This window comes from Prevotella sp. LMAG:51 (assembly GCF_008680225.1).
In the GTDB taxonomy this organism is placed as follows: Bacteria; Bacteroidota; Bacteroidia; order Bacteroidales; family Bacteroidaceae; genus Prevotella; species Prevotella pectinovora.
The window spans coordinates 1-12,222 of record NZ_NALQ01000001.1 but is presented as its reverse complement, the minus strand read 5'-3'; the positions used below and the strand labels follow the sequence as shown (position 1 = coordinate 12,222).

General features: G+C 45.7%; 11 protein-coding genes. 10 read left to right on the top strand and 1 reads right to left on the bottom strand.

Annotation, left to right across the window (positions count from 1 at the left end; genetic code table 11):
• Positions 1–2: 2 nt before the first annotated feature.
• Entirely contained in the window at positions 3–2,819 is a 2,817-nt protein-coding gene (locus CCC32_RS00055; protein WP_287071329.1) for a TonB-dependent receptor, read from the bottom strand.
• An 809-nt stretch (positions 2,820–3,628) separates the two neighbouring features.
• Here CCC32_RS00055 and CCC32_RS00050 point away from each other — a divergent pair.
• From CCC32_RS00050 to CCC32_RS00005, 10 genes are all read left to right on the top strand, one after another.
• The gene (locus tag CCC32_RS00050) at positions 3,629–4,105 is read left to right on the top strand and encodes a hypothetical protein (RefSeq protein ID WP_287071328.1); all 477 of its coding nucleotides are present in this window, start codon (positions 3,629–3,631) and stop codon (positions 4,103–4,105) included.
• Positions 4,102–4,386: a hypothetical protein gene (locus CCC32_RS00045; RefSeq protein WP_287071327.1), complete on the top strand. Its 285-nt coding sequence runs from the start codon at positions 4,102–4,104 to the stop codon at positions 4,384–4,386. Before CCC32_RS00050 ends, CCC32_RS00045 begins: the two co-directional genes overlap by 4 nt.
• Complete coding sequence (locus tag CCC32_RS00040) at positions 4,383–5,297, top strand: outer membrane beta-barrel protein (RefSeq protein ID WP_287071326.1); 915 nt, start codon at positions 4,383–4,385, stop codon at positions 5,295–5,297. Before CCC32_RS00045 ends, CCC32_RS00040 begins: the two co-directional genes overlap by 4 nt.
• A 117-nt stretch (positions 5,298–5,414) precedes the next feature.
• Complete coding sequence (locus CCC32_RS00035; protein ID WP_287071324.1) at positions 5,415–6,140, top strand: hypothetical protein; 726 nt, start codon at positions 5,415–5,417, stop codon at positions 6,138–6,140.
• Between the two features lie 212 nt (positions 6,141–6,352).
• Positions 6,353–7,033, top strand: coding sequence for a leucine-rich repeat domain-containing protein (locus CCC32_RS00030; RefSeq protein WP_287071322.1), 681 nt, complete (start codon positions 6,353–6,355; stop codon positions 7,031–7,033).
• Between the two features lie 158 nt (positions 7,034–7,191).
• Entirely contained in the window at positions 7,192–7,770 is a 579-nt protein-coding gene (locus CCC32_RS00025) for a hypothetical protein (protein WP_287071321.1), read from the top strand.
• Positions 7,771–7,798: 28 nt separating this feature from the next.
• Positions 7,799–8,275 carry a calycin-like domain-containing protein gene (locus CCC32_RS00020; protein ID WP_287071319.1) on the top strand — a complete coding sequence of 159 codons (477 nt, stop codon included), beginning with the start codon at positions 7,799–7,801 and terminating at the stop codon, positions 8,273–8,275.
• Between the two features lie 70 nt (positions 8,276–8,345).
• Positions 8,346–9,011 (top strand): DUF4903 family protein, encoded by a 666-nt coding sequence (locus CCC32_RS00015; protein WP_287071317.1) that lies wholly within the window; start codon positions 8,346–8,348, stop codon positions 9,009–9,011.
• Between the two features lie 149 nt (positions 9,012–9,160).
• Positions 9,161–11,515, top strand: coding sequence for a TonB-dependent receptor (locus tag CCC32_RS00010; protein ID WP_287071315.1), 2,355 nt, complete (start codon positions 9,161–9,163; stop codon positions 11,513–11,515).
• Positions 11,515–12,222: HmuY family protein (locus tag CCC32_RS00005; protein ID WP_287071314.1), on the top strand; the 708-nt coding region annotated here is incomplete at its 3' end. The genes CCC32_RS00010 and CCC32_RS00005, both read left to right, overlap by 1 nt.

Sequence of the window (12,222 nt, the reverse complement as noted above, 5' to 3'; positions counted from 1 at the left end):
CTCTAAAATTTATAGATTGCCTGCAAACCGATGTTTCTGCCCGGCTTGTAGCATCTTGCTATTTCTTCTACTTCCTTCTTGCTTCCGTCGCTATACGTTACATCAGCAAACTGCTTGTAATATATCTTTTCTGCAAGAAGATCCCTTACGTTGAGCTTCAGTTCCAGATGCTCGCCGAATTTCTTAGCCAGCGAGAAGTCGATGGTGTTGCGGGGCATCTCGTAGCTGTGAGGCACTCGGGCGTTGGAGTCATCGCCTGTGCTTCCCTCGCTTCTGCCCACACCGATGATTCGCTTGCCTATACGGTTGTAAAGCAGGGCGATATCCATCTTTAATGGCTCGTTCTTATAGAAGATGCCGGTGTTGATAAGGTATGGCGACTGACCCTGCATCGGTCTGTCTTCCTCTTTCGAGCCCTTCTCAAACTGCACCTTGCTCTTAATCAAGGCACCGTTAAACGACCAGCTGAAATCCTTCAATCCTATGAAACCGAGATTCTTTCTGATATCCAGCTCCACACCGTAGTTGTTGGCACTCTTCGCATTCTTGTAGGAATAAATCAGGTCTGTGCCACCTGCCACCGTGTAGGTCCACTCGATAGGAGAATCGAAGTGCTTGTAGAAGACTGCCAGCGAAATGAGCTCTCCACGGGATGGATACCACTCATATCGCAGGTCGAGGTTATCGACATAACAGTTCTTCAACTCAGTGTTTCCCTGCACATTGCTGGCAAGGTCGAAGTCGTAATACACCGACGACGATACTTCACGGAATTCTGGGCGGTTAATACTGCGGCCATACGAGAGGCGTACCTGGTGCTGGTCGCTGATTTTATATGTTGTGTTGAGAGATGGGAATACATCATCGGTCTTGTAATGACGGCTCGATTCACTCTTCTCGTAGTCACGGGAATTGGAGATGAGTTCCATATCATTATGCTCGAAGCGGACACCGGCGTGGATGCCGAGTTTGCCAAAGGGGAGAGACATCGCCAGGTATCCTGCGCCTAAGGTGTTGTGTCCGCGGTAGTTATTGCGCATCTGCTTTTCCTCCAGAAGATACAGCTTGTCGTAACCCATGTTCGCCTCGCTGGAGAGCAGTGTAGGGATATGGCTGTGGCGGAAGTCGGATGGCATGTTGTTATCTGAAACATTCCAGTTGTAGATAAAGTTGCGGGTCTGGTATTCTCGGCTGCGATATTCTCCATAGGCACCCACCTTCAAGTCTGGCTCAAAGTTGCCAAACTTGAAGTGGTGCTTGTCATTTACACCAAGAGAGAGAATGTGTTCGTCGAGTTGAGTCCACTCGCGGGATATGTCGTTGCCGGTGCTCAGGGCATAAACGCCCGATTCCAGAGCATCGTCGATGAGGTATCTACGACGGTCAGGCAAATGGCGGTTGGCATACGCATACCCGATACTCCAGTCAAGGGCATCGCTAGTGAAGGTGTGCTTACCGGTAAGCTGACCGTTATATGTAGTTCTACTGCGGTAGTAATACTCTGCGCTTCGCTCCAGGTTCGACTGGGCGCTCACGCCATCACGCCAGGTATATCGGCTGGTAGCCAACTGGTTGAAGATGTTCTTGAGCTGATACTTGTGATTGCCGTCCTTGGAAAGGAAGGTGAAGTTGAGCATTGCTCCGAGTCTCACGTTATTATTATACTGGTCGTCAACAGAGTGACGAAGATAGTTCGGCTTGTCGTTTGCCGCATCATAGATGCCATAGAGATTGTTCTCCATGTTCTCGTAGGTGCGGTATTCGTTGGTATAGTTCAGGGCGGCGAGCATGCCGAGTGTTCTTCCGCCGAGCATCCAGCGCTGGTTCAGGCTGGCTGCCAGTTTCAAGTCGCCCAAAGGCTTCTTGTTCTTGATGAGCCAATCATTATTGAATCCGTTGCCCAGGAGCGAAGTAGCATAATCGCCCACCGGTTTTCCGTTGGCATCGAGCTGTGGATTCAAGTCAGCATGGATGCCCCCATTCATGTTTCTCAAGCCATTGTCGAACCCTAGGAAATCGGTTCTGGAACCTTTTGAATAAGAAAAGTCCTTGAAGGCAGAAGATGTATTCCAGTTTCCGCCCACGGCGATGTTGAAACTGTTTTCTGCCGGAATCTCCTTGGTGTTGACGATGATGAAACCACCTGAGTAATCAGCGGGATATTCAGCCGTTGGCGACTTCACGATGGTAAGGTTGTCAATCTGCGAACTTGGGATGATGTCGAAGGAGAATGCCCTGGAATCAGTCTCAGAACTAGGCACTGCTCCTCCGTTCACCCACACATTGTTGTAGCGCTGTGACAATCCGCGAACCATCACGAATTTATCGTCGATGAGGCTCACGCCTGGCACTCGGCGTATCACCTCACCCGCATTCGTATCCTGAGTTCTGGATATTTCCTGTGCCGAAACATTACTCACGATGACGGGACTGCTTTTGGCCACCTGTATCATTGCCGCATCCGTATTACGCCTTTCCACTGCGGTAACGGTCACCTCTTTCAGCTGCTGTTCATCAGGTTGCAGCGCGATCACCTGGTCTGCGTCCTTCGCCTGAACCCCGTCAATTTTTTGAGTCTTATATCCTACATAGTTAATATATAGTGTATATTTCCTTTCTTTATCCAATCCATCAATCTGGAAGTTTCCGTCGATGTTGGTGATAGCCTTCACGTTGGTTCCATCCACAGTGATGACTGCACCGATGAGTGTCTCTTTCGATTTCTGGTCGATAACCACACCCTTAATCTGTTGCGCCCACGTTGGCATGCTAGCCGCCGAGAGCAATCCTAATACAATAATTCCCCTTTTAGCATTCATAACCTATATCGTTTGATTACGGTTGCAAAGGTACGGCAGTATTATTACATTGCGATTGCGATGAGATTGAAAGGCATTGACGAAGCTGAGACAATGGTGTTACGGTTGCAATAACTAAAGATTTTGTTTTTTAACCCGATATTTGGAGATAAATAAAGGAGTCCACTTTAAAAAGTAGTTTTTGGTTCTTTTTCCTACAAAATACCATTTGATTATCAGGTGGTTACGTACATATAAAGATATACTATTTATGAGAGAACGCCAAAAAATCCGTAGCCACATTGACTACATTTGAAGAATTTCATGACTTTTACCATTATTCTTTAATACGATAACATTAAGCTACAAATACATAATAATGGTTGCTGACCTGTGATGTAATAATGGAAACACACAAATATTTTACATCCTCAAAAACTCCGTGAATCGTTATATTCTCGGGCAGGTGCAGCTGTGATAGAGATTTACTCGACGTGTTTCGATTTTTATCGTTAAAAATACCCGAGTCATAACAAAATCTTTTATTAATTGAATATCAGTGGGTTAAGTACTTTAAAAAGCGTAACTGCTAACGATTTAGAAACGAGCTATATTCTTTTTCTTTCACAACCTTGCAATATACAAAGAACGCTTTGATTACAGGTAGAAAGATAAATTGAAATTCTGAAATACAATTATTTTTGCTCATTTTTTCACTTTCTTTAATGGATATCCTTAGCAAGTCTTTATTACTTTACCTACTTCAAGGTATTGCAAATATATACCGATTTTCGTACCTTTGCAGCCGATTTTGAATATTCAAACCAAGAATGAAGGTACGATATGCTTATGTGTCTGTGCTTTTGCTCATGTCCTTCTCAACAATAGCAAATGTATGGGCATCGTCTTCCCTTTCTCCTGACGGAAGGGCTTTCTCTTATGCTGTGTCGAGTGATACAGTAAGGGAGAGTCGTGCCTTGTCAGAGGGCGATGGCGACTCTGTGGAAACGCAAAAAGAAGATTCCATCTTTAAGACGCTCAACCTCGGCGAAGTGGTGGTTACTGCTGCCATGAAGGAGGTGGAGATGAAGGGCGATACCACGGTTATCAATGCCAATGCTTTCCAGACTCCCGAAGGAGCATACCTCGAAGAACTCTTGAAGCGAGTGCCTGGATTGGAATACGAAAAGCAGAACAAGACGATGACTACAACGGTCTTCCCATCCATGAAATCAATGTCAATGGCGAGAGTTTCTTTGGCGGCAACAGCACCCTCGCCCTCGAAAACCTGCCAGCCAAGTTGGTGAGCAAAATCAAGGTGTATGACAAGCGGAGCGAACTGGAGAAAATCACCAAGGTGCGCAAGGGCGGCGAAAACTATGTACTCGACTTGCAGACCAAGCGAGAGTTCAACGGCACGCTGATTACTTCGGCTGGCATAGGCAGGGGCAACAACGAAAAGAAGGAAGCCGAGTTAATATCCAACCTCTTCCGCCAGACTGGCGATAACATCTCCGTGATAGCACGAAGTGGCAACAAGAACATGACCTCCCGCTACCCGACAACCGACAGGACAACGTGGCGATGAACTTTGCCAAGAAGTTCTCCAAGCGATTCACCCTCTATGGCAACATGATGTACAATCATTATGCCAGTGGCAACGAGAGCACCCTATATAGCGAGCAATATCTCACCACAGGCAACCGTTACCAGAACTCGGCATCCACCAGCACCAATCGCAACACGATGGGCAATGGTTCGTTGGGCATGAGGTGGAGCTTGGATGACAAGACCTATTTTAATATAGGTGGAAACTTCAGCAAGTCGAAGAGCGACAACACCAGCGACAGCCAGCAATCCACCTCTTCAGAAGGCGATGAGCGTATCAACAGCATCACGAGAAATTCGGATTCGAAGAGCGACAGCCATTCGTTCTCCGTCAATGCCGACATCACCCGAGTGTTCAACGACAAGGGTACGAGCATCAGTCTCACGGGTAGTTACTCCGACAGCAAGAGTACCAACGAGTCACATTCCCTTTCCGAGACCACTTACTATCAGTTGGAGAGCAGTCTGGGTGGCGATTCCGTGCTTTATCGCAACCAATACCAGCACTCCCCCTCCACCAATCGTGCCTATTCCGTAGGTATCAACTTGACGCAACCCTTGGCTGAGAACTTGCGCCTGCAACTCGGTTATCGCTATTCCGCCAACCGACAGGTGAGCGACCGAAGTACTTACGAGAGCGAGGTGTATATGGATAGCCTAAGCAACCACACCCTGAGCAAGACCATTACCCACGACCTCAGCCTCTACCTCAATTATGATGGCAAGCAATGGGAGGCAAATGCAGGAGTGTTGATGCAGCCCGAGCGCAGGAGTCTTGACCAAAAGACCGGCTTGCTCCTACGCCGACACGGTAAGGACGAGTGTGAACTGGAACCCACAGTTGAATGTGTCATGGCATCGGGGCAAGACTCGCTTCGAGCTGAATTATGACGGTAGTAGCCGACAGCCGACCTCGGTAGCTTGGATGTCGCTCACCGATAATAGCGACCCCTGCACATCACCCATGGCAATCCTTCGCTCAAAGCATCCTATAATCAGAATTTCCGATTGACAGGTAGGAACACGCGCCTCGGGCTTTCGGGCGATGTTAATTTCAGCAACACCTATAACAGTCAGACGCAAGCCGTCTTTTACAACCTTGCCACTGGTGGCACGGAGACTTATCCTGTGAATGTGAATGGCAACTGGAACATGCGTGCTAGTCTTCGCTATCAGAAGCGATGGAAGAAACGGTTCAATCTCTCCGCTCGCACAGGTGCCAACTTTAGCCAAAGTGTAGCCTTGGTGAACGAGGGGAAGAGCGAGGAGCCAGACCGCAGCGTCACCCACAATACGTCGTATAATGCCAACCTTCGCTTGGGTTATCAGCCGAAATGGGGAGGCTTCGACTTGCAGGGCGATTGGCGTTACCGCCATGCCACCAACCAGCTTCGTAGTACGTCCAACTATACCCGAAGTTACAACTTTTCGCTGAATACCTATGCAGAGCTTCCTCTTGGCTTCCAAGTCAAGAGCGATGTCGCCTACTCTTTCCGCAACGGCACGAACATCAAGAAAGGAGAGGACGACCAAGTGGTATGGAACTTGGGAGCCTCTTGGCGATTCCTCCGAAAGAAGCAAGCCGAGCTGTCTTTCTATTGGTCGGACATTCTCAGCGACAAGAAAAACTATTACCGCAATGTTACCGCCACAGGGCTCATCGAGAGTCGCACCTTCCAAATTGGTAGTTACTTTATCATTAGTTTTAAGTATCGAATAAACAAGCAATTATAGGAGCAATATAAACATTAAAAAAGCAAATATTATAAAAAAATCACATTTCTCCTATTCTGCAAATTATATAGAATGGTGATAAACCTCACTAACAAGGAAAATATTTCATAATTTTTAGGTATTGTACATTATTTAATAAATACGTACCTTTGCAGCCTAATTCAAGATAATATTTAATTTTAATTATAAACACTTTAAAAGTTTAGAAAACAATGAAGATTTTTAAGAATTTCATAGGTCTCGCTGCCCTGGCACTCTGCCTCAGCTTCGCTTCTTGCAGCAGTGACGACGATGCACCTTCTTACAGCAATGTGGCTGTAAGCAACTCTGAGTTGATGACTATCCTCAAAGCTAAGGGATACCAGTTTGATGAAAATGGCAAAATGCTCCTTGACGACAAAGCCAACAGCACCACATCTCTCGACCTTTCAGGCACAAAGGTTGATACCGCTGCCTTGAAGGAACTTTCTGTTTTTCCTAATTTGAAAGAGTTGAACCTTAGCAGCAATGGCTATGGTCCAGTTTTCCATATCGCTTCACTTCCTTCACAGATTACAGGTCTTGACTTGCAAGGCAATGACATCTATGACTTCGACGGCTTGATAACAGCCAAGGTTGAGAATGATGAGGTGAAAGCTACTATCCTCCATGAGTTTACAAAACTTTATCTCCCTGCTTCCTGCAAGTATAATGTAGAGGACTTGATGCCTTTCTATACCCAGAATGAGGCAGAGAATAAGACAGTTGATATGCAAATGGTAAACGATAAGGGTTCTTTGGAGAAGTATAATACATTGAGAGAGATTCCAGACAGTATTTGCCGCTTTTTGAAGAGAACTTTAGTTCTTTCACTTCTGACGGATAAGTTGACATTAGCATACCTCTGGTCTTGAAGACAGAGGACGCATATTTCTTCAGTATGAAACCAATATGCAGATATTGACAAAATTCAATCTATAGAAGGTTTGGAATATGTTATAAATAATCCATATTATCAGTAACATATTTTTTGTGTACATGATGTTGAGCATCAATATACTTTGGGTATTTGATGCCAAGAAATAATATTACAGCACTTTGGTTGACACAAACAACTACTTTAGGATTGGATCTGAGTGGAGCAACAAGTATTACTAATTTGAAATTGACAAAGAATCAAAATATAAGTGTTTTAGATTTGTCAAATACTATCATTGCCAACCAGAATCCAGCTGATTTTGATGCTAATATTGGCAACGCTCTTCATTGTGTAGATTGTCCAAAACTTGAAACGATAGTATTACCAACTCCAAATAAGGGCGTTATAGAATCTATTGAATTAAGAGATTTGCCTGCACTCAAAAAAGTAGATTTAAGTTCTATTTATGCAACATATGAAATAATACTGCTCAACTTGGGTAATGGTGATATTGTTTTCCCAACTTTGACTCATTACTATTATAATAAAGCAGGAGTTCCAACATTGGAATCTTTTGATAATACAGAAGATAAGATAGGGTTAGCTGTTTCTCAAGACGTTTTTGATAAAGAGGTAACAAAGACTTTCATAACAAGCTATAAAAATCACCTGAAAAGTTTGTGGGCTTCATACAGAAAAGTTGGCGCAATAAAGTGGGATAGATTAATTTAACATATTATTATTTTAAAATTTAAGCAACATGAAAAAAGTATTAATGGTAATCGTTGCAATGTTTGGAATCGTTGCAATGTCAAATGCCGCAACAACAGCGGCTACAGAGATGGGTATTAGCACATTGGCAGCTACTACAGTTGACTATGTTGGTGACTTTACAAAAGTTAACATGAATGGAAGCACTAAAGCCCCTGTGAAAGACAAGGTAACTACTGTTGTTTCTGATGGAGCAACTATTAGCAGCCTTGTTTCTGAGGCTTTTCAGGTTGGTAAGATGCCAGGTTCTATTAAAATTACAGCATCTAATTTGACAATTGATCCTTCTACAGGTAATTTCTCGGGAGCTTGCACTGTTACCTTGAAGATTTTGGGGTCAACTGACTATGCAGGAACAATTAGTGGTACTATAGCAAATGGCAAATTGGTTTATGACGTAAAATGCCTTGCTACTTGGTTAGGTATTGCATTCGATACTGCTGTAACTTTCGAAGGTAATGAGTAATATATTCTTGTCATATCGCTTGACTGTAAAAATACAGCCAAGCGATTATCATGCAAAAGAGTTTTAATAAATGAAATTCAAAAAGTATTTTATTGCTTTCTTCTTGGCCTTAACAGGTTTTATTGTCCTTTCTTCTTGCTCTTCTGATCAAGAAATTACAGAAGGTAATGCTGACGAGGCTTTGGTCGAAAGTGCCAAAAACTATCTGAATGGAGACATTGTTCTTAGCACAAAAGCGACAATGAGCGGTGTCGATAAAACGTTGCTTGCAACTGGCTGTCCTACGAAATTTAAGTTTCAATGGAGTGGAACTGACAAACAAACTTTCAACATATCGTTGTTAGGCTTTACTGTAGGTGCCATGGGTATGACCATCAATTTTAAGTGTGATGTTAAGTGTACAGAACTGAATTCATGGGAACAAAAAGAATATTCCGGAAGCGGTTGGATTAAGTTCAAAGGTGAGAATGGTTCTTGCTGGGGACAAAATGAAGATGGCTCAGATTTTGATGGTGATGGTTCAAATGGCTCTGTTGTCAAAGGTAGTTTTATACAAGGCTATTATAATGTTAACACGCATCAAATTCAGTTTGTTGTAAGCTATAACATGATGAATGTACGTTCAGATTGTTTCTTGCAAACAATAGATAAGAATCGCATCAACAATTATGCAGCTGAATTTAAACAGTACGAAAAAGACTTGGCTGCGTATAAAAAGGAGCACGGAATCAAATAAGAGACTGTAGCTTATATATAAAAGGAAAGAGGGATATGCCCAGACATGTCTCTCTTTCTTTTTGCAAGTAAAAAATGAAGGGAAGAGAAACAAGCCATAGCGAGGCTGAAATCGTGTAAGAAATTGGAAAAAATAGAATGACAATATAAATGAAGACAATTAGAAATGTAATGCTTATCGGCTTGCTGCTGATACTCGCCCTCCCTGTCGCAGCGCAGCGAAAGGTGAAGTTCGGTATCTTCGACAAAGCCACTGAGCAGCCAATCATCGGTGCAGTCATCACCTACGCCGACAACGAAAAATTGAAATCGCCACAGCGTATTGTTACCAACATGGATGGTGAGGCTACCATCTCGGTGCCTCAGGGTGGCAAGTGTTATTACCAGGTGGTATCCGTGGGCTATAACCCTCTGAGGGGAACCATCGGAAACGACAGCTCCCTCAAACTCTTCATGACAGAAGACGTGATGAAGGTGAACGAGGTGGTGGTTACAGGTTCCCGTACCGCCCGACCTATCAAGCTCTCGCCAGTGAGCACGCAGGTGATCGGCGGTAAGGAACTGGTAGATGCAGGCTATGCCGACCTGACCAAGGCCCTGCAACAGGAGACACCGGGTATGAACATCCAGAAGGTGGGTTTCGGCAACGAAATCTCCATGCAGGGCTTGGATGCCCGCCACGTGCTCTTCCTGCAAGATGGTGAGCGATTGACGGGCGACATGGCGGGTAATCTCGACTATGAGCGTTTCAACCTCCATGCCATCGACCGCATCGAAATCGTGAAGGGTGCCAGCAGTACCCTCTACGGAAGCCGTGCGTCGGGTGCCGTCATTAACCTCATCACCAAGAAAACCACCAAACCTATCGATATTCAGGCTGGTGTACGCTGGGGACAGATGAACGAAACCAACTACAAGAATCCTTCCCAAAAGGATTTCCTGTATATGTTTGAGAAGAACGCCGACCGCCCGAACCTGCAGAGCTGGGTATCGGCAGGATTCAATGCAGGCAAGGTAACTTCGCAGACGGATGTGTGGTATTCTTCGAGCGATGCCTTCTACATGTACCAGGCGGAGAACGACAAGAAGGTCTATACCCAAGAGGCGAATCCTTGGCTCGACCACGACGTGACCATAACCAGCGTGGCTTCCCGTCCGCCAATGAGCATCGAGGGTACAGAGCATATCTCGGTATCGCAGAAGGTATTCTACGACCCTTTCAAGAATCTGGAGATTCTTGCCTACGGTAGTGCGTTCTATATGAATACCTACGACCTCATTCAGGATATGACCTTCAGTCAGGCGCGTGACTGGACGGCTGGAACCAAGATTAAGTACTCCTTCAAGGATTGGTTCAAGATTACCGCCTCCCTTCATGGCGACTTCTACGACCGCTTCAAGCGACACGAGCGTATCGACGAGCGTACCAAAGTGTATAAGAGCCGTATCTTCCAGCCTCGCCTCTCCATCACCTCGCAGAAGTTTGAGGGCCACGACCTCATCCTCGGCATCGAGCACTTGAGCGATGACCTGACGAGCGACCGATTCAACGGCGATGCCTCCCACATCATGCGCACCCGTTCATTAAAAGAGACGGAGGCTTTCCTGCAGGACGAGTGGACGATGAACGACCACTGGATGGTTTCGGCAGGTGTGAGAACCAACTTCAGCCGTGCCTTCGGACTGATGGCGATGCCTAAGATTGCCTTCAAGTGGAGTCCTTCGGATCACTGGGCGTGGAGAGCCAACTACTCGATGGGCTACCGTTCGCCAAGCATCAAGGAGCTGTTCTTCAACTGGGACCACCTCGGCATGTTCATGATCAAGGGTAACGAGGACCTGAAGCCTGAGAAGAACAACTACGTGAGCCTGGGCACAGAGTACTCGAACGACAACTTCTTCATCTCGGGCAATGTGTATGGCAACTTCTTCCGCAAGAAGATAGAGGGCGTATGGCGCATCTACGACATGCAGTACAATTTCGAATATACTAATCTGTCGAAGCAGAACCTCATCGGACTGGAGGCCATCATGCGCTGGCACTTCCTCAACCACTTCACGATGAATGCCACCTACAGCTACGTGAACGTGAGCAAGACGGATGGCATCCAGGTGAACACCACTTCGCCTCATGCTGCTACGGCGAGCCTCGACTATAAGTACAACAAGAAGAACTACCGACTGGGTGCCACCTTCTCGGCAAGCTACATGGGTGAGAAGAAGTTTGATGTGCAGGACCGACTCTCTGTAAACGGTGAGAGCCACGATGCCTACTTCCGATGCAAATTGCCACAGTATGTATTGTGCAACCTGTCGGTGATTCAGACCTTCTATAATAAGGTGAAGGTAACGGTGGGTGTGGATAATATCTTTAACTATGTGCCAAAGACCCTGGGTTCGGGCATCACCATGTTTAACGTGCCAGCCACGGCAGGAGCCAAGGCGCATGTGCAGGTGGAAGTGTTGGTAGATGAATTGGTAAAAGCATTTAGAAAGAAAAAATAATGAAGAAAGCATTACTATATATAATAGGTATGGCAGCCGCAATGACGAGCTGCGTATCTTATGAGGCTGAGGACTTCACTGGTCATACCTTGCCCCGAAAAACAGGTTATAGCACGGGTGTTACCAACGACTGGCTCTATTTCGACCTGAAGACGGGACATCGCTATAATGTGCTGAATCCTAACCAGAGTGTCATCGCCTTTATTGATGGCAAGCCGATAGAGGAATATTTCCATTATAAAGGTACTGCCAAACTCGTAAAGTATTGGAGCGAGGGCGTACAGAAGAACATCTTCGAGGATGCAGAGCGTGATGCAAACGGCGATACCATCTTTACCAAGAATCAAGCCACTGGCAAGTTAACCTATAAGACGGTGAAGAGACAAGCCAACAGCATCTTAGTGATGGAAAACCAGGAGGATGATCCAAAGACCATGGCTTATCCTGCCACGGAATGGGACCTCGCCTTCGATGGTTACCAGCTGCGAACCAACAGTGGAACAAGCGGCATAGGCAAGGGTGGAGCTGCCGACCTGGGCTATGGCGAATATGACAAGTGGACGAGCAAGGCGCAGGTGGATGCTTATCTGGCTGAACACAACATGACTTTCGCCGTGGATGATTCAGCAAGCGTCTATGTCACCATGTCGCAGAACGACTGGAACAAGTATTGCATCGCCAACAAACTGGATATGAACGAGAACCCT